Origin of the sequence: Streptomyces sp. NPDC048275 (genome assembly GCF_040652275.1) — a bacterium.
In the GTDB taxonomy this organism is placed as follows: domain Bacteria; phylum Actinomycetota; class Actinomycetes; order Streptomycetales; family Streptomycetaceae; genus Streptomyces.
On record NZ_JBEZLR010000016.1, the window covers coordinates 30088 to 48862 of the forward strand.

At 69.7% G+C, this 18775-nt stretch carries 16 protein-coding genes; 5 read left to right on the top strand and 11 right to left on the bottom strand.

What is annotated here, in order from left to right; translation table 11 throughout:
- Window positions 1-114 precede the first annotated feature (114 nt).
- Window positions 115-744 (bottom strand): TetR/AcrR family transcriptional regulator, encoded by a 630-nt coding sequence (locus tag AB0D57_RS12735; RefSeq protein ID WP_362070879.1) that lies wholly within the window; start codon window positions 742-744, stop codon window positions 115-117.
- Window positions 745-986: 242 nt separating this feature from the next.
- Between AB0D57_RS12735 and AB0D57_RS12740 the strand changes: the two genes are divergently transcribed.
- From AB0D57_RS12740 to atzF, 4 genes are all read left to right on the top strand, one after another.
- Window positions 987-1811 carry an urea amidolyase associated protein UAAP1 gene (locus AB0D57_RS12740; RefSeq protein WP_362070881.1) on the top strand — a complete coding sequence of 275 codons (825 nt, stop codon included), beginning with the start codon at window positions 987-989 and terminating at the stop codon, window positions 1809-1811.
- Window positions 1808-2422 (top strand): urea amidolyase associated protein UAAP2, encoded by a 615-nt coding sequence (locus AB0D57_RS12745; RefSeq protein ID WP_362070883.1) that lies wholly within the window; start codon window positions 1808-1810, stop codon window positions 2420-2422. Before AB0D57_RS12740 ends, AB0D57_RS12745 begins: the two co-directional genes overlap by 4 nt.
- Entirely contained in the window at window positions 2419-5934 is a 3516-nt protein-coding gene (locus tag AB0D57_RS12750; RefSeq protein ID WP_362070885.1) for a 5-oxoprolinase/urea amidolyase family protein, read from the top strand. Before AB0D57_RS12745 ends, AB0D57_RS12750 begins: the two co-directional genes overlap by 4 nt.
- A gap of 108 nt (window positions 5935-6042) precedes the next feature.
- Entirely contained in the window at window positions 6043-7704 is a 1662-nt protein-coding gene (gene atzF / locus AB0D57_RS12755) for an allophanate hydrolase (protein WP_362070887.1), read from the top strand.
- Between the two features lie 213 nt (window positions 7705-7917).
- Here atzF and AB0D57_RS12760 read toward each other — a convergent pair whose 3' ends face one another.
- Entirely contained in the window at window positions 7918-10779 is a 2862-nt protein-coding gene (locus AB0D57_RS12760; protein ID WP_362070889.1) for a DEAD/DEAH box helicase, read from the bottom strand.
- A gap of 195 nt (window positions 10780-10974) precedes the next feature.
- Here AB0D57_RS12760 and AB0D57_RS12765 point away from each other — a divergent pair, with 195 nt between their 5' ends.
- Window positions 10975-11466 (top strand): hypothetical protein, encoded by a 492-nt coding sequence (locus AB0D57_RS12765; RefSeq protein WP_362070891.1) that lies wholly within the window; start codon window positions 10975-10977, stop codon window positions 11464-11466.
- Window positions 11467-11537: 71 nt separating this feature from the next.
- Here the strand turns inward: AB0D57_RS12765 and tatC are convergent, their stop codons facing one another.
- The 9 genes from tatC to pafA all read right to left on the bottom strand — a co-directional run bounded on the left by tatC (window position 11538) and on the right by pafA (window position 18771).
- Window positions 11538-12488 (bottom strand): twin-arginine translocase subunit TatC, encoded by a 951-nt coding sequence (gene tatC / locus AB0D57_RS12770; RefSeq protein ID WP_362070893.1) that lies wholly within the window; start codon window positions 12486-12488, stop codon window positions 11538-11540.
- Between the two features lie 47 nt (window positions 12489-12535).
- Window positions 12536-12820, bottom strand: a complete 285-nt coding sequence (gene tatA / locus AB0D57_RS12775) for a Sec-independent protein translocase subunit TatA (RefSeq protein WP_362070895.1) — start codon at window positions 12818-12820, stop codon at window positions 12536-12538.
- 259 nt (window positions 12821-13079) lie between these two features.
- Entirely contained in the window at window positions 13080-13274 is a 195-nt protein-coding gene (locus AB0D57_RS12780; protein WP_362070897.1) for a hypothetical protein, read from the bottom strand.
- 10 nt (window positions 13275-13284) lie between these two features.
- Window positions 13285-13545: a hypothetical protein gene (locus AB0D57_RS12785; protein ID WP_362071036.1), complete on the bottom strand. Its 261-nt coding sequence runs from the start codon at window positions 13543-13545 to the stop codon at window positions 13285-13287.
- 77 nt (window positions 13546-13622) lie between these two features.
- A complete protein-coding gene (locus AB0D57_RS12790; RefSeq protein WP_362070899.1) occupies window positions 13623-14675 on the bottom strand; it encodes a WYL domain-containing protein in 1053 nt (350 codons plus the stop codon).
- A 15-nt stretch (window positions 14676-14690) separates the two neighbouring features.
- Entirely contained in the window at window positions 14691-15644 is a 954-nt protein-coding gene (locus AB0D57_RS12795) for a WYL domain-containing protein (RefSeq protein ID WP_362070901.1), read from the bottom strand.
- 192 nt (window positions 15645-15836) lie between these two features.
- The gene (locus AB0D57_RS12800) at window positions 15837-16208 is read right to left on the bottom strand and encodes an FKBP-type peptidyl-prolyl cis-trans isomerase (RefSeq protein WP_362070903.1); all 372 of its coding nucleotides are present in this window, start codon (window positions 16206-16208) and stop codon (window positions 15837-15839) included.
- A 69-nt stretch (window positions 16209-16277) separates the two neighbouring features.
- On the bottom strand, window positions 16278-17282 hold the full coding sequence (locus tag AB0D57_RS12805; protein WP_362070905.1) for an FKBP-type peptidyl-prolyl cis-trans isomerase: 1005 nt from the start codon (window positions 17280-17282) through the stop codon (window positions 16278-16280).
- Window positions 17283-17409: 127 nt separating this feature from the next.
- Window positions 17410-18771: a Pup--protein ligase gene (pafA, locus tag AB0D57_RS12810; protein WP_059196529.1), complete on the bottom strand. Its 1362-nt coding sequence runs from the start codon at window positions 18769-18771 to the stop codon at window positions 17410-17412.
- Window positions 18772-18775: the final 4 nt, after the last annotated feature.

Below are 18775 nucleotides of genomic sequence, written 5' to 3' on the forward strand. Positions count from 1 at the left end.
ATCGCCCTTGGGGCAGGAGTACGCTCGGCCCCATTTGCACGCTCGGAATCCATTCACACACGGTGCGTAATCGCGGACGGGTATGCGAAAAACACGCCCTCACCGGGCGGCATGTCAGATTCCGGCGATCCGCAGCGCCGCGTCGGCGGTGGCTTCGGCGAACGCGGACACGGGCCGCTCCGGGTCGGAGCGATGCACGAGAATCACTCCTTCGATGAGACCGAACAACAGATCAGTCCGCAGATCGAGCTCCCTCTTGGCGAGCGCTCCACCCGCTTCCGTCGCGGCGAGCAACTGCCGGTAGGTGTCCTTGAGTTCGGCCCGTACGGCATGGAAGCCGGCGAAGCGTTCGGTGCGCACCTCGGGCAGCAGATACAACCCGCCGAGGTTGTGCGGGCCCCCGCAGAGCAGCTCCACGTCGGTGCGGCACAGTTCCCACAGCCGGTCCACGGGCGGGGCCGCGTCGTCCGCGAGGAGTTGCCGGGCGAGGGTCAGCGAGGGCGTGACCGTGGACTCCAGGAGCTCGGCGAGCAGCTCCTCCTTGCCGGAGACGTAGTGGTACATGGACGCCTGTCGCATGCCCGCCCGCTCGGCGACGGCGCGGGTGGTGGTGGCCGCGTAGCCGCGCGTCGTGAACAACTCCGCGGCGGCGTCCAGCAGTTCGTCCCGCGGCGACAGACCACTGTCCGGCCGCTGCGCAACCCGCGGCCGCCCGACCCGTCGCCCACCACCGCCGGTTCCCATACGTTCGATCCTCGCACATGAACGCCGGTACGGATCGGCGCCCCGAAGGGGCGCGGGGCCGTGACGTGTGCGGCTCCGCCGCGCGGGCGCGAACAGCCACGGACGGCCCGCAGCCACGAACCGGGAGCAACCACGGTGAGGGATCCGTAACGCCGCGGCAACGCAAGAGACACCGCACCGAACCGCCCCGCTCCTAATTTCTGTCACGCGACAGAAATCACCCAGGAGCCGGAGGACCCGCGATGGCGACAGCAACCACATACGGAGCACGGGACCACGCCCGCTCCCAGGAGGGCACCCGCGCCGAGGCCATGCCCGTCGTCCCCGCGAGCGACTGGCCCGCGCCGCCCTGCGAGGCGGGCCACCTGGTGTGGGCGGAGACAGTGGCGGGCGGCAACTACACGCACAAGGTGCTGGCCCGCGGCACGGAACTCCGGCTGACCGACCGCACCGGCGACGCCTGCGCGCACCTTCTGCTGTACGTCGCCGACCGCCCGTGGGAGCGCCTGAACGTGGCGGACACGGTCAAGGTCCAGTGGAACGCCTACCTGGGCGAGGGGCAGCTGCTCCTCTCCGACCAGGGCCGCGTGCTCGCCTCCGTGCTCGCCGACACCTCCGGACGGCACGACGCGCTGTGCGGCACCTCCACGCTCGTACGCAACACGGCGCGCTACGGCGACGGGACGCCGCAGTCCGCCTCCCCCGCCGGGCGCGAGCTGTTCAAGCTGGCAGCCGCCAAGAACGGCCTTCAGCCGCGCGATCTGCCGCCATCGCTCTCCTTCTTCCAGGGCGTAGAGGTACGCGAAGACGGCTCGTTGGACTTCACCGGTTCGGCGGGGCCCGGCGGCAGCGTGACCCTGCGCGCCGAGCAGGACGTCACCGTGCTGATCGCGAACGTGCCGCACCCGGCCGACCCCCGTGCGGAGTACGTCAGCACTCCGCTGGAGGTCCTCGCGTGGCGTGCGGCGGCGACCGCGCCGGGCGACCCGCTGTGGGAGGCCACGCCCGAGGGCCGCCGCGCCTTCCTGAACACCGCCGAATTCCTTGCCGCGAGGGGGATCGCATGACCGAGGCGACCACACAAAGGACCGTCGTGCCGGCCCGGGCCGCCTGGTCCGCCGTCGTCCGCGCAGGAGAGACACTCACCATCACCGACCTGCACGGCAACCAGGCCGTCGACTTCCTGGCGTACGACGCCCACGACACCGCCGTCCGCTACAGCGCCCCCGACACGATCCAGGCGCAGGGCAACCTCTTCCTCACCACCGGAAGCGTGCTCATGTCCAACGAGCACACCCCGCTGATGACCGTGATCGAGGACGCGGTGGGCCGCCACGACACGGTCGGCGGCGCCTGCTCCAAGGAGTCGAACACCCTCCGGTACGGCCATCACACCTGGTCCCAGCACGCCTGCGTGGACAACTTCCTCGCAGAGGGCGCCAAGTACGGCCTCGGCAAGCGCGATGTCGTCTCGAACATCAACTGGTACATGAACGTGCCGGTCGAGAAGGACGGCACCCTCGGCATCGTCGACGGCATCTCGGCCCCGGGGCTGAAGCTGACGCTGCGCGCCGAGCGCGAGGTGATCGTGCTGGTGTCCAACTGCCCGCAGATCAACAACCCTTGCAACGGCTTCGAGCCCACGGCCGTGGAGATGAGCATCGGGGCCCCCGCATGAGCTTCGACACGCTGCTGGTCGCCAACCGGGGCGAGATCGCGGTACGGATCATCCGCACGGCCCGCGAACTCGGGCTGCGCACGGTCGCCGTGTACTCCGACCCCGACCGCTCCGCGCCGCACGTGCGGCTCGCCGACGAGGCCGTACGCCTCGGCCCCGCGCCCGCCAAGGAGTCCTACCTCGACGCCGACCTGGTCCTGAAGGCGGCCAAGGACACCGGGGCCGGGGCGATCCACCCCGGGTACGGCTTCCTCTCCGAGGACGCGGCGTTCGCACGGCGCTGCGAGGACGCCGGGATCGTGTTCGTGGGTCCGACGCCGGAGCAGCTGGAGCTGTTCGGGGCGAAGCACACGGCGCGGGCGGCCGCCGAAGCGGCCGGGGTACCGCTGGCCCCGGGCACCGGGCTGCTAGCCGCTCTTCCGGACGCCCGGGAAGCAGCCGCCCTCATCGGCTATCCCGTGATGCTGAAGGCCACCGGCGGCGGCGGTGGCATCGGTATGTCGGCATGTCGATCGGCCGACGAACTGACCGAGGCCTGGGAGCGCGTGCAGCGCGTCGCCGCGGCCTCCTTCTCCTCGGCCGGGGTCTTCCTGGAGCGGCTGGTCGAAAACGCCCGCCATGTGGAGGTGCAGGTCTTCGGCGACGGCCTGGGCCGCGTGGTCACCTTCGGGGACCGCGACTGCTCACTCCAGCGCCGCAACCAGAAGGTCCTGGAAGAGGCCCCGGCTCCGGGGCTGCCGCCCCATGTGCGCGAGCAACTCACCATGGCGGCACATGACTTGTGCGTCTCGGTGGACTACCGCTCGGCCGGTACGGTCGAGTTCGTCTACGACGCCGCGCGCGAGGAGGCGTACTTCCTGGAGGTCAACACCCGCCTCCAGGTGGAACATCCGGTCACCGAGGAGATCTACGGGGTCGACCTCGTCGCCTGGATGCTGCGGCTCGCGCGCGGCGAGTCGGTGGTCGTACGGGACCCGGGTGCGCCCCGCGGTCATGCCGTCGAGGCCCGCCTGTACGCGGAGGACCCCTCGCGCGAACACCGGCCGAGCGCGGGCCTGTTGACCCGGGTCGAGTTCCCCGGCGGCGTCCGCGTGGACGGCTGGGTGGAGACGGGCACCGAGGTGACCACGTCGTACGACCCGATGCTCGCGAAGGTCATCGCGTACGGATCGGACCGGGCGCACGCCCTGGAACGCCTCGACGAGGCGCTGGCCCGCACCCGGGTGGACGGCATCGAGACGAATCTGGGGCTGGTGCGGGCGGCGCTCGCCGACCGCTCCTTCCAGCGGGCGGCGCACTCGACGGCCACGCTCGCGGGCGTCACCGACCCCACCGCGCGCGTCGAGGTCGTCTCCGGCGGAACGCTCACCACCGTGCAGGACTGGCCGGGGCGCACCGGCTACTGGCAGGTGGGTGTGCCGCCGTGCGGCCCGATGGACGACCTGTCCTTCCGGCTCGGCAACCGGGCGCTCGGCAACCATGAGGGCGCACCGGGCCTGGAGTGCACGCTTCAGGGCCCGACCCTGCGCTTCAGCCACGCCACGACGGTCTGCGTCACGGGCGCTCCGGCACCGGTCACCGTGGACGGCGCGGCCCTCGCGCAGTGGGAGCCGGTGACCGTGCCCGCGGGTGCGCTGCTGGAGGTCGGCGCCCCCGCCGAACACGGCCTGCGCACGTACGTCCTGTTCGCGGGCGGGGGCCTGGACGTGCCGGCGTTCCTGGGAAGCGCGTCCACCTTCACGCTGGGCCGGTTCGGTGGGCACGGCGGGCGGGCGCTGCGGACGGGTGACGTGCTGCACGGCGGGTCCGTCATCGACTCGGGCGGCCCGGTGGCGCCCGGGGACCGTCCGGTCTTCGGCTCCGCCTGGCAGGTGGGCGCGCTCGAAGGCCCGCATGCCGCGCCGGAGTTCTTCACCGAGGACGACATCCACGACTTCTACGCCGCCGACTGGAAGGTCCACTTCAACTCGGCGCGCACGGGCGTACGGCTGGTCGGGCCGAAGCCCCGCTGGGCGCGCACCGACGGCGGTGAGGCGGGCCTGCACCCGTCCAACATCCACGACACGCCCTACTCGGTCGGCGCCGTGGACTACACGGGTGACATGCCGGTGCTGCTCGGCCCGGACGGTCCCTCGCTGGGTGGCTTCGTCTGCCCGGCGACGGTCGTCAGCACGGAGCGCTGGAAGCTCGGCCAGTTCCGTCCCGGTGACACGGTGCGCTTCGCGCCGCTCGCCGAGGACGGCTCGGCGCGGGCCGCGATCGTGGACGGCGGGGTGCTCGCGCGGGACGGCGATGTGACGTACCGCCGCAGCGGCGACGACAACCTGCTGGTCGAATTCGGCCCCATGCAACTGGACTTGGCCCTGCGGATGCGCGTCCACGCGCTGATGGAGGCGGTGGCCGAGGCGGATCTCGACGGCGTCACGGACCTCACTCCGGGCATCCGCTCCCTCCAGATCCAGACCGACCCGCACCGACTGCCGCAGCGCGAACTCCTCGCGACGGTACGGGAGATCACACGGATGCTGCCGCCGAGCGACCAACTGGTCGTCCCCTCCCGCACGGTGCACCTCCCCCTGTCCTGGGACGACCCCGCCACCCGGGAGGCGATCGCCCGCTACATGGCGGGCGTCCGCGACGACGCGCCCTGGTGCCCGTGGAACATCGAGTTCATCCGCCGCGTCAACGGCCTGGATTCGGTGGACGACGTGTACCGCACGGTGTTCGACGCGGAGTACCTCGTACTCGGCCTGGGCGACGTCTACTTGGGTGCGCCGGTGGCGACCCCCCTGGACCCGCGGCACCGCCTGGTCACCACCAAGTACAACCCGGCGCGCACCTGGACGGCCGAGAACTCGGTGGGCATCGGCGGGGCATACCTCTGCATTTACGGGATGGAGGGCCCCGGCGGCTACCAGTTCGTGGGCCGTACGACCCAGGTGTGGTCGGGCTGGCAGCAGCGCGGCGCGTTCGAGCCGGGCTCGCCCTGGCTGCTGCGCTTCTTCGACCGCATCAAGTGGTACGCCGTCGAGCCCGACGAACTCCTCGATCTGCGCGCCGACATCGTCTCGGGGCGGTTCGTGCCCCGGATCGAGGAGGGCGTGTTCTCACTGGCCGAGTACGAGGGTTTCCTCGCCGCCGACGCCGACTCCATCGCGGAGTTCCGGGCCCGGCAGGGCACCGCGTTCGCCGCGGAGCGGGATGCCTGGGAGGCGGCGGGCGAGTTCGCCCGGGCGGACGCCGTGTCCGCGCCCGCGGCGGCCCCCGTCGAGGTGACCGTCCCGGCGGGCGGCCGTCTGATCGAGGCCGAGTTCGCCGCGTCCGTCTGGCAGCTGAACGTCCGCGCGGGCGACCGGGTCACCACCGGCCAGCCGCTGCTGGCCCTGGAGGCCATGAAGATGGAGTCCCGGGTGCCCGCCCCGATGGACGGAGTGGTGGCGGAGATCCTCACCAAGCCGGGCGCCCAGGTGGAGGCGGGCACGGCGTTGCTGGTTTTGGCACCGGCGAGTTGAAACACACCGGTGGTCTGTCTGTGGGCAGGCGTTCCGCAGGGCGGAACGGGTGAGCGCAGACAGACCACCGGCCCGCAGTCGACAGCCCACCCCAGGCAAGGAGCACCGATGTCGTCCCCCACTCTCACCCGGGTCCGATCGGCTTACGCCCGCATCGACGCCGTGGCCCGCCCCGAGATCTGGATCGACCTGCGCCCCCAGGCGGAGGTCGAGACAGAGGCCGAGGCCATCGACGCCCGCCTCGCCGCAGGCGAACGTCTCCCCCTCGCCGGCAAGCTCTTCGCCGCGAAGGGCAACATCGATGTGGCCGGACTGCAGACCACCGCCGGCTGCCCGGCCTACGCCTACGCCCCGGAGGCCGACGCCCCCGTCGTCGCCCGCTTGCGCGCCGCCGGCGCGCTGATCCTCGGCACCACGAACCTGGACCAGTTCGCCACGGGCCTGGTCGGCACCCGTTCCCCCCACGGCGCCGTGCGGGGCGCCCTGGACCTGGCCAGGATCAGCGGCGGTTCCAGCTCCGGATCGGCCGTGGCCGTCGCCCTGGGCATCGTCGACTTCGCCCTCGGCACGGACACGGCCGGCTCGGGCCGCGTCCCCGCCGCCTTCAACGGCATCGTCGGCCTGAAGCCGACCCGCGGCCTGGTTCCGACGACCGGCGTCGTCCCGGCCTGCGCCTCGCTCGACTGCGTGAGCGTCTTCGCCCGGACGCTCCCGGAGGCCGAGCGGGCCCTCACGTACATGGCGTCGCCGTCCGGCCGGGAGCTCCCCGCACTCCCCCAGCGGGCCCCCGGCCCCTGGCGTGTCGCCATCCCGCCGACGGCGCAGCTCGGCGAACTGGACGAGGGCTGGGCGCAGGCGTACGAGGCCGCCGTCGACCAGCTCGTCACGGCAGGGGCCGAGGTGCGCACCATCGACCTCACCCCGTTCACCGAGGCGGCCGCGATGCTCTACGAGGGCGCGTTCGTCGCCGAGCGCTACACCGCCGTGGGGAGCTTTGTCGACAAGTTGATCGCAGAGGGCGGTGCCGGTCTCGATCCGACCGTCGCCGGGATCATCACCCGCGCCCGGGACATCCCGGCACACCAGCTCTATGCCGACCAGGACCGGCTGGCCGAGCTGCGCGCCCGGGCGCTCACCCAACTCGGCGATGCCGACGCCCTGCTGCTGCCGACCGCGCCCGGTCATCCCACGCTGGCCGAGGTCGCCGCCGACCCGCTGGGCGCCAACGCCCGGCTGGGCCGCTTCACCAACTCCACGAACCTCTTCGACCTGGCCGCGGTCGCCGCCCCCGCGGCAACGGTGGACGGACTGCCCTTCGGCGTGATGCTGATCGGCCCGGCATTCACCGACGAGCGCCTCGCCCGCATCGCCGCGCTGCTCCAGCCGTGGCTGCGTATCGCCGTGGTCGGCGCCCACCTGTCCGGCCAGCCACTGAACCCCCAGCTCCTCTCCCTGGGCGCAGAGTTGGAGCGTACGACCACGACGGCAGCCGCGTACCACCTGCACGCACTCTCCACCACGCCGCCCAAGCCGGGCCTCGTCCATGTGGGCGAGGGCGGCGCCGCGATCGAGGCCGAGGTGTGGCGGCTGCCCGCCGAAGGCCTCGGGCGCCTGCTCGACGCGTTGCCCCGGCCGATGGCGTTGGGCCGGGTCGAGCTGGCCGACGGCACGCACGTGGCCGGCTTCCTGTGCGAGCCCGGCGCGCTCGAAGGGGCCGAGGACATCACGGAGTACGGCGGATGGCGCGGCTACCTGCGCTCGCGCACCTGAGCACGCGATCCCCGGCGTACAGCCGTCGCCTCAGCCACCCCCGTGAGCCGCGTCGCCGCACCCGCGAGGCAGCCGCACGACCAGGACTCTCACCGCCCCGCGAGGCAGCCGCACGACCAAGCCGCTCACCGCCCTCGTCCCGAACGACGCCTCGCCTGCGCCGCCCCCGGAGTGGGAGGCGGCGCAGGCGAGGAACCGGGGCGACCCGTCGGCTCAGCCCACCGACGAGTAGGCGACGACACCTCGCCGCAACCCGTCGACCGCCTTGCGCGCGTTCTTCGCGACCGTCGAGCCCTCGCCGCCGGAGACGGGTGCCGCGGCGGCGATCTGGCCCAGTACGTCGATGACCTGCTTGCACCAGCGGACGAAGTCACCGGCGGGCATCTCCGCCTCGCGCAGCACCTCGTCGAGCCCCTTGCCCGAAGCCCACTCGTGAGCCGCCCAGGCGAAGCCGAGGTCCGGCTCGCGCTGGCCGACACCCTCGGTCTGGGTGATCCGGAAGTCCTCCTCCAGGGCGTCGAGGCGGCCCCAGATGCGGACCATCTCGCCCAGCGCCGCCTTGGCCTTGCCCGACGGCAGCTTCGGCGCCATCGCGTCGTCGCCGACCCGGGACTCGTACACCAACGCCGAGACGCAGGCGGCCAGTTCGGCCGGGGAGAGTCCGTCCCAGACACCGGCGCGCAGGCATTCACTGGCGAGCAGGTCCAGTTCGCCGTACAGCCGGGCGAGCCGCCTGCCGTGCTCGGTGGCCTCGTCGCCGCGCAGATAGTCCAGCTCGGTGAGAAGGGCGACGATCCGGTCGAAGGTACGGGCGATGGTGTTCGTCCGGCCCTCGATACGGTGCTCCAACTGCGCCGTGTCGCGCCGCAGCCGGTGATAGCGCTCGGCCCAACGGGCGTGATCCTCACGGTCGTTGCACCCGTGGCAGGGATGCGCGCGGATCGCTGTGCGCAGCCGGGCGATCTCGCGGTCGTCGGCCGCTTCGGAGCGCCGCTTGCGCAGCCGGTCGGGGACTATGTGCCCGGCTTTGGTGCGCAGGGCGGAGGCGAGGTCACGACGGGACTGCGGCGAGCGCGGGTTGAAGGACTTCGGGATGCGCATCCGTTCCAGCGGCTCCACCGGCACCGGGAAGTCCATCGAGGCCAGCCGCTTCACCTGCCGCTCGGCGGTGAGCACCAAGGGGCGCGGGCCGTCGTGGTACTCGAAGCCCCGATGGCCGTTCGACCGGCCGGCGGGCAGGCCCGGGTCCAGCACCAGCGCCAGGCCGGCGAACTTGCCGGTCGGGACATGGATGATGTCACCGGGCTTGAGCTTCTCCAGCGCGACCGCCGCCTCCGCACGCCGCTGCGCCGCGCCCTGCTTGGCCAGCTCCGTCTCGCGGTCCTTGAGCTCGCGGCGCAGTCGCGCGTACTCCTCGAAGTTCCCGAGGTGGCAGGTCATGGACTCCTTGTAGCCCTCGAGACCCTCCTCGTTGCGCTGCACCTGCCGGGAGATCCCGACGACCGACTTGTCGGCCTGGAACTGTGCGAAGGACGTCTCCAGCAGCTCGCGCGAGCGGTGTCGGCCGAACTGCTCGACCAGGTTCACCGCCATGTTGTACGACGGCTTGAAGCTGGAGCGCAGTGGGTAGGTGCGGGTTCCGGCCAGTCCCGCCAGGTGGTCGGGGCTGAATCCGCGCTGCCACAGCACGACCGCGTGGCCCTCGACATCGATGCCGCGGCGCCCCGCCCGGCCGGTCAGCTGGGTGTACTCGCCGGGCGTGATGTCGGCGTGCTGCTCGCCGTTCCACTTGACGAGCTTCTCCAACACCACCGAGCGGGCGGGCATGTTGATGCCCAGCGCGAGGGTCTCGGTCGCGAACACGGCCTTGACCAGACCGCGTACGAACAGCTCCTCGACGACCTCCTTGAACGTGGGCAGCATGCCCGCGTGGTGGGCCGCGATGCCGCGCTCCAGGCCCTCCAGCCATTCGTAGTAGCCCAGGACGTGCAGGTCCTCGCTCGGGATGGAGGCCGTGCGCTCCTCGACGAGTTCGCGGACCTTCGCGCGCGCCTCGTCGTCGTTCAGCCTGAGGCCCGCGTACAGGCACTGCTGGACGGCGGCCTCGCAGGCGGCGCGGCTGAAGATGAAGGTGATGGCGGGCAGCAGGCCCTCGGCGTCCAGCCGCTCGATGACCTCGGGCCGGCCGGGCGTCCACACCCGCGAGCGCTGTCTGCGCTCGCGCTCGCGGTCGGCCTCGCGCATCGCACGGCCCCGTCTGCGGTCCTGGAGCGAGGGACGGCTCGCCTCCATGCGCGCCAGGCGCGTGAGGTCGGGGTTGACGGCCTTCTTGTTGCCCTCCCCCTCCTCGAAGAGGTCGTACATCCGGCGCCCGGCCAGCACATGTTGGAACAGCGGGACGGGCCGGTGCTCGGAGACGATCACCTCGGTGTCGCCGCGCACGGTGTCCAGCCAGTCGCCGAACTCCTCCGCGTTCGACACGGTCGCCGAGAGTGACACCAGCGTCACCGACTCGGGGAGGTGAATGATCACTTCCTCCCAGACAGCGCCGCGGAAGCGGTCGGAGAGGTAGTGCACCTCGTCCATGACCACATGTCCGAGGCCGAGGAGGGTCTGTGACCCCGCATACAGCATGTTGCGCAGCACCTCGGTGGTCATGACGACCACCGGAGCCTCGGAGTTGACGCTGTTGTCGCCTGTGAGCAGGCCGACCTTGTCCGCGCCGTAACGGCGGCACAGATCGGCGTACTTCTGGTTCGAGAGCGCCTTGATCGGCGTCGTGTAGAAGCACTTCTTGCCCTGCTGGAGGGCGAGGTGGACGGCGAACTCGCCGACGATCGTCTTACCCGAGCCGGTGGGCGCGGCCACGAGCACACCCTTGCCCGCCTCGAGGGCCTGGCAGGCCTCGATCTGGAAGGGGTCGAGGCCGAAGTCGTACATCTCGCGGAAGGACGCGAGCGCGGTGGCCTGCTCGACAGCACGCTTACGAGCTGCCGCGTACCGCTCGGCCGGTGAGAGGTCCTCTGTCATCGTGCTTTCGAGACTACCGGGAGCCACTGACAACAGGACGATCAATATCCGGTCCGTGGCAGACCACGGCCCCGGTCCAGGCCGGGCCGACGAAGTGAAACGAACAAGACGCGAACACCGGGAGAACTTGGCTTCACATTCTCTTGACACGCCGGTAACGCGCACCAGAAGATCACGATCGCGCCATGTATTCGATCGAACACGTGGTGCACTTAGGTACTCCACAGGTAAGGAACTGACATGAAACCTCGTCTGATGCGCACGATCACTGGTGCCGCTGCCACCGCCCTCGCCTTGGGCGGACTCATCGCCATGCCCGGAACGGCGTCGGCGGCCACAGACGCCGCCTGCAGCGCGTCACAGAACAAGGAATTCGACACCGTCGGTCAGAACTACGACGTGTCGATAAAGCTGTGCGTGTACAAGGACGGCAACGACTACAAGGCCCGGGCCTACGTGTCCTGGGGGGACGGGGGGCTACAGACGGGCGGAATGGAGAAGTTCAACGTCCAGGTGAGACTGGAGCACGACGACGCCGACAAGGCGACCAAGACCGTCGACTACTCCGGGGCCATGAACTACAGCTCCTCCGGCGACAACTACCACACCACGGACACGTACACCAGCACCGCCGACGGCGGCTGGACAGCGGACGGCACGGTCACCTACAACATCGACCTCGATGGCGATGGGGACAAGACCTGGGCGCTCGGCGGCTCACCGTCGGTGTGATGCCGCCTTCCACGGGATGCCGGTAGACGTGAGGGGCCGGCTGTTTCAGCCGGCCCCTCTGGTCATGCCCGTCAGGTCACGTCGTCATAACCGTTGACCCGGTCCGGGCCCGCCTGCTCGGGCACCGCCAGGCCTGCCGACACGGTCTCGACCTCGCCGATGTCCTCGGGCGTGAGGTCCAGTTCCGACGCCTCGTCGTCCGCCGGTCCCTTGGCGTCACGGCGGGCACGGCGCCGATCGTTGACAAGGGCGATGCCCGACGCTCCGAAGTACATGATCCAGATGGGACCCGCCAGCGCCAGCATGGAAATGGGGTCCGTGCTGGGTGTGGCGATCGCGGCGAACGCCGTGATGCCCAGGATCATGCCTCGCCACCAGCCGGCCATCTTCTTGCCCGAGAGGACACCGCCGAAGTTCAGCATCACGAGGAGCAGCGGCAACTCGAAGGAGAGACCGAAGACAAGGATCATCCGCATGATCAACTGCAGGAGATCGTCGAGAGGGAGCTGGTTGTCGCTGCCGATGATGGAGAACTCCAGCATCACCGACGCCATCTTGGGCAGCGACCAGTAAGCGAAGAAGGCCCCCATGAGGAACAGGGGGAATCCCGCCGCCACGAAGCCGAGGCTGTACTTCTTCTCGTTGCGGTGCAGACCCGGCGCCACGAAGGCCCAGAGCTGATAGAGCCACACCGGGGTGGCGAGCACGACGCCGGACGCAAGCGACACGGTGAGCGCGAGCGTGAAGGGGCTGAGCAGACCGTTCTGCACGATGCGCGCGCACTGGGTCGTGTCAGTGGCGGGGTCTTGCAGCTCGGCGAAGCTGTACTGGCACCCCACCGCCTGGAGGATGGGGTCCGTGAAGAACTGGATGATGTCTTTGTAAAACAAGGCGGCGATGACGGTCGTGACGACGATCGCCAGCAGGCTCTTCACCAGGCGATTGCGCAACTCGCGCAGGTGATCTACGAGGGGCATCCGCCCCTCGGGATCCCTCTCGTTCATGCGGGCAGACTTCGGCAACCCACGTCCTCATCTCGTGCGGCGAGCCGGAAGCCTCCGGCCCTGCGTCAGCGCTTGGTCGTGTCCGTCGGCTCGGTGACCGGGCGGGAACTGGTCACATCGCCGGGCGCGGCCTGGATGGTGCGCTGAGCCGGGGTCTGCTCGTCGGCCTGCGGCGGGCCGGCTGGGGCCGGGTCCTGGCCCTCCGACTTCATCGCCTTGGCCTCGCTCTTGAGGATGCGCGCGGACTTGCCCAGCGAGCGCGCCATGTCCGGAAGCTTCTTCGCGCCGAACAGCAGGATGATGACGACGAGGATGAGAATGATCTCGGGAGCTCCGAGCCTTCCGAACATAATTCTTTACCTTCTCACCGAGGCGGCTGGGGCGGGGTACTGTCCGATCGGTCGGACATGTGTCCGATCGTCGTGTTGACAGCGATCGTAACGCTCAGGGGTGAACGCGGGACAATCCCTGTGCGTACTCCCGGTTTGCGGCCCGCGCCTCGTTCTGCGGACCGCGATCAGAAGCGTACCTGCCCCAACCGGGATGTTGACAGGCTCGAGTGACTCATTGCGCAACCCTGGAAGGACTCATACCGGGATCCGGGAAAGGTCACAGGGAGTCCACAGAACGCGCGGCCCCGACGGCCGCCCGCTCCAGGTCGTCGGCCGCCCTGTTGATACGGCGTGCGGAATCCGTCACCTGCCTGCCCAGACGCTCCGCTTCCATAAATACACGGACGGCGAGCACGCCGAGGACGGCGATTCCCAGGAAACCCACAGCGATCGCGAACATCGGCCAGAACATGACGCCGACCCTAGACGGTCGAGTGCAGGCGCAAGGTCCGCACCCCGCCCCCGGTGAGAAGTTCGACGATGCGCTCACCCGCGGGTTTGCGGACGGCCGAGCCGCACTCGGGGCAGGTGAAGGAGTAGAAGGTGGTGCGGCTCGACGCGCCGATGGCCAGTCGCAGGGCACTCGCCGTGAGCTCGAAGTCGGTCCGGCAGTCGGGGCAGCCGGCCTTGAACATCACGTCGACCACCCTTCTCATCCCGGCGAACGCGGTCACGGCCGTCATCTCCGGCGCCCCCGACGACGCCCCCGCGCGCTCCGACACCCCAGTCCTCTCCGCCGCACCAGACATCGCCGACGTGGTCAAAGCCCCTGCTCCCGCCTGTCGTACGGTCCGTCCTGAACTCCCTGGGGCAGGTCGTCGCCCACCGACTGGGGCCCGTCGTAGGCAGCCAGCGCCTCGCGGGCCGCCCGACGGGCGCTGTCCGCCAGATCCTGCGGCGACACGATCCGTCCGTCACGCCCCAGCCGCAGCGCCAGCCGTCGCAGCGACGCTGGGTCGGGAGTCCGCAAGGTGATACGCAGCCCACCGTCCGCAAGCTCATCCGCACTGTCGTGCGGGTAGTACTCCGCCACCCAGCGCCCGCCCGGGCCGACCTCGACGACCACCTCGGGATCCTCCGCCGCGGGCTGCACCAGGCCCTCGGAGAGATCCCGGAGCTCGACCTCGGGCGGCGCGGACGGCTCGTCGAGGATGCGGATCTCGGCGACCCGGTCGAGCCGGAAGGTGCGGCGCGCCTCGGAGCGGCGGCACCAGGCCTCCACGTAGGTGTGTCCGACGCTGACCAGGCGGATCGGGTCGATCTCGCGCTCGCTGAGCTCGTCCCGCGAGGGCGAGTAGTAGCGGATCCACAGCCGACGTCGCTCGGAGATCGCCCGGTCGACGTCCGCGAAGACCCCACCCTCGGACTCGAAGGTCACCGAAAGACGCGAGCTGGCACCCGCCGCCTCGCCCGAGGCGGCCTCCACCTTGGCGGTGGCGCGCAGCAGCGCCTGCCGGTCGCCCTCGCGCAGCCCGGGCAGCGTGGACACCGCACGGGCGGCCACCAGCAGCGCGGTCGCCTCGTCGGCGGCGATGCGCAGCGGCTCGGCTGCTTCTGCCGCCAAGGCAGCCGGGTTGTGCCACCAGATTCGGTCGCCGTCGGTGTCGATGTCGAGGAGGTCGCCGCCGCGGAAGCTGGTCCCGCACAGCGGCAGCACATCGAGGTCGGAGATCAGCTCGTCCTCGGTGATCCCGAAAGCACGCGCGACATCCCCGACGCGCGCGCCGGGGCGTTCGCGCAGATAGGTCACCAGGGACAGCATCCGCCGTGTCTGGTCGATCGCGTTCGTGGGCCTGGCCGGTTTTCCTGCCACTCTCCTACGTCCCCCTCAGCCCTTGGCCACGGCGCGCAGCCGGTCCACGACATCGGCCCGCAGCTCTGCGGGCTCCAGGACCACCACGTCGGGCCCGAACTCGACCAGCCAGGCGTCCAGACCATGCCCGTACGGAATCTCCAACTCGTCCCAGCCGTCACCCAGTTCCCGTACGGAGACGGCCTTGGCCCGCAGCGGGTAGCCCGAGCCGGTACGCAGCCGGATCCGCGCGGAGCGGTCGGCGATCTCCCCCGCCCAGCCCGCGACCGTCTCACGCACCGTGACCACGTCGGGCACCTCGGCCGTGTACCGCCCCGCGCGAGCCCGGACCTTGCCGGTGATCCGCGAGAGCCTGAAGACACGCTCGGCGCCGCGGTCGCGGTCCCAGCCCGCGAGATACCAGTGGCCGCGCCAGCACTCCAGCGCCCACGGCTCGACATGGCGGGTCTCGGGGCTCGCGGCCGTCGCCTTCCGGTAGTCGAAGACGACGGGGCGGCGGTCGCGGCAGGCGAGCATCAGCGGCTCGAAAGCCGCCTCGTGCACGGGAATGTGCGGTTCCAGGGCGCCATGGGCCTCGTACGGGTCCACGTCCTCGGGCATGCCCGCGGCGCGCAGTTTCTGCAGGGCGCCGCTCGCCGCACCCGCGAGGCGGGCCTGCTGCCAGACCTTCGCGGCGAGGCCGAGGGCGGCGGCCTCCTCGGCGTCGAGGGTGATGGGCGGCAGCCGGTTGCTGTCACGGCGGGCGAGATAGCCGACCTCGCCGTCCAGGTTCTCGACCGTCTCGATGACCAGGCCGAGTTCGCGCAGATCGTCCTTGTCGCGCTCGAACATCCGGTTGAAGGAGTCGTCCGAGCCTGCTTCCAGATAGGCCTCGATGGACTCGCGCAGCTCGCGCTTGCTGAGCGGCCGCCGTGTCCCCAGCAGACACAGCGCAAGGTTCATCAACCGCTCGGCCTTGGCAATGGCCATCGACGCCCTTCCCTATGGTGCTCCCGACCGATGACCGTACCGCTCCGGAGTGTCGTGGCAAAAGCCGAGGGCCCACGCCCGAACAGGCATGGGCCCCAGATGATCAGGTCCAGTCGGACCCCGATCACACTGCGGACGAAGATCGGACCGAAGTCGGACCGAAGTCGGACCGACATCCGATCTACGTGATGATCAGACCGCGACCAGGTCGCAGACGAAGATCAGCGTCTCGCCGGGCCCGATCCGGCCACCGGCACCACGGTCGCCGTACGCGAGGTGCGCCGGGATGATCAGCTGGCGACGGCCGCCGACCTTCATGCCCTGCACGCCCTTGTCCCAGCCGCTGATGACCTGGCCGACGCCGAGCTGGAACTCCAGCGGGGTGCCACGGTTCCAGGAGGCGTCGAACTCCTCGCCGGTGGAGAAGGCCACGCCCACGTAGTGGACCTTGACGAAGTCGCCGGCCTTGGCAACCGCGCCGTCGCCCTCCCAGATGTCCTTGATCTCGAGGTCCGCCGGGGGCTCGCCGCCCGGGAAGTCGATCTCGGGCTTCTCGATGCTCACGTCTCTAGCTCCTGCTTGTTCGCGTAAAGGCCTTTAGGCAACACCGACAGTCTCACATCCCCGTAGCGCTTACATCTTCGCCAGGATGTCGACCGAGAAGACCAGCGTGGAGTCCTTCTTGATGTCACTGCCACTCGGCGGGCTGTCGCCATAACCGAGGGACGGCGGGATCACGATGAGGACGCGGCTGCCGACCTTCTTCCCGGTCAGACCCTGCGCCCAGCCCTTGACGACCTGCTGGAGCGAGAACGACGTCAGCGCGTCCCTGCTGTACGTCGAGTCGAAATCCTTGCCACCGTCCCAGAGCACGCCCTTGTACTGCACCAGGACGCTGCTGTCCGCCGCGACCTCGTCACCGTCACCCTCGATGACATAGGTCGCCACGAGCTTCGTCGGAGCCTCCGTCTTCGGTACCTCGATCGAGGGGGCCTCGCCATCGGTGTTGGTGCCGACCTTCGGGAGGTCCGCGTCGTCCTGCGCGACGGTGTTGCCCTTGGCGGAGCTCTTCGCGTTGAAGGTGTTCTGGATGTCGACGACGAACACCAGCGTGTCGGTGCCCTTGATGCCCGCCTGCGCATTGCCCGACGTGCCGTAACCCCAGGTCGGCGGAACGGCCATCTGGACCCGGCTGTCGACCTTCTTGCCCACCAGCGCATAGCGCCAGCCGTCGATGATGCCGCCCTTGGCGAGCTGGATGACCAGCGGCGTCTTCCGGTCGTAGGAGTTGTCGAAGACCTTCCCGGAGGACCAGATCTGACCCAGGTAGTTGGCCTGGATGTAGTCGTTCTCCGCGACCGTCCTGCCGCCGCCCGCGATGACCGTCTTGACCGCCAGATCCTTCGACGGGTCGCCGCTGCCCTTGGCCACCGTCGGCTTCTCGTCGAACTTCGTCCCGGCGGTGATGGCCGGCAGCGGACCGTCGACGATCTTCGGCGGTGGGGCCGACGAGGCGGAGGCCGCGGCCGAGGCCGACGGGCTGCTGCTGGACTCGGCCTTGCCCGACTTGTCGTCACCGCATCCGGCGAGTGTGACCAGTCCAGCGGGAACGGCGATAAGGAGGGAGCGTCGGCGCACGGTGGGGGCCTCGTATCGATTGATCTTGTTTGATGGCGTGCGCGCAACTCTACGACGTGAGAAGGGCGCCGTACGAGAAACGTACGACGCCCCGCGTTGCGTTCCGGAACCCACCGGACGCGTGAACTCACATTCCGGCGATCAGCTTCTCCACCCGGTCGTCGACGGAACGGAACGGGTCCTTGCACAACACGGTGCGCTGTGCCTGGTCATTCAGCTTGAGATGAACCCAGTCGACGGTGAAATCACGACGCTGCTCCTGAGCACGCCGGATGAAGTCGCCACGCAGCCGCGCCCGAGTGGTCTGCGGCGGCACGGACTTGCCCTCGAAGATCTTCAAGTCGTTGCAGATCCGGGCGGCTTGACCCTTCCTCTCCAACAGGTAGTACAGGCCCCGACGACGGTGAATGTCGTGGTACGCGAGGTCTATCTGCGCGACCCGCGGGTGCGACATCGTCATATTGTGCTTGGCTCGGTACCGCTCGATGAGCTTGTACTTCATCACCCAGTCGATCTCGGTGCCGATCCGGTCGAGGTCCTCGGCCTCGATCGCGTCGAGGGTACGACCCCACAACTCGAGCACCTGCTCGACGGTACCGGTGCGGATGCCGCGACGCTCGCAGAAGTCCACAGCCTTCTCGTAGTACTCACGCTGCACTTCCAGCGCGGAGGCCTCCCGGCCACTGGCCAGCCGCACCTTGCGACGGCCCGTGATGTCGTGGCTGACCTCGCGGATCGCCCGGATCGGGTTCTCCAGGGTGAGGTCACGCATCACCGTGCCCGCCTCGATCATGCGCAGCACCAGATCGGTGGCGCCGACCTTGAGCAACATGGTCGTCTCGGACATGTTCGAATCGCCGACGATGACATGCAGCCGGCGGTAACGCTCGGCGTCGGCGTGCGGTTCGTCGCGCGTGTTGATGATGGGCCGGGAGCGCGTCGTCGCGGAACTGACGCCCTCCCAGATGTGCTCGGCACGCTGGCTGACGCAGTACACGGCGCCGCGCGGAGTCTGTAGCACCTTGCCCGCCCCGCACAGCAGCTGCCTCGTGACGAGGAACGGAATGAGGATGTCCGCGAGTCGGGAGAACTCCCCGTGCCGGGCCACCAGATAGTTCTCGTGACACCCGTAGGAGTTGCCCGCAGAGTCCGTGTTGTTCTTGAACAGGTAGACGTCGCCCGCGATTCCTTCCTCGTGCAGGCGTCGTTCGGCGTCCACCAGGAGTCCTTCGAGAATGCGCTCGCCGGCCTTGTCGTGGGTGACGAGCTCCGTCACGTTGTCACATTCGGGTGTCGCGTATTCCGGATGTGATCCCACGTCGAGATAGAGGCGGGCACCGTTCCGCAGAAAGACATTGCTGCTGCGGCCCCATGACACGACACGGCGGAAGAGGTACCGCGCCACCTCGTCGGGAGACAGGCGGCGCTGTCCCCTGAACGTACACGTGACGCCGTACTCGTTCTCCAGCCCGAAAATGCGGCGGTCCATGACT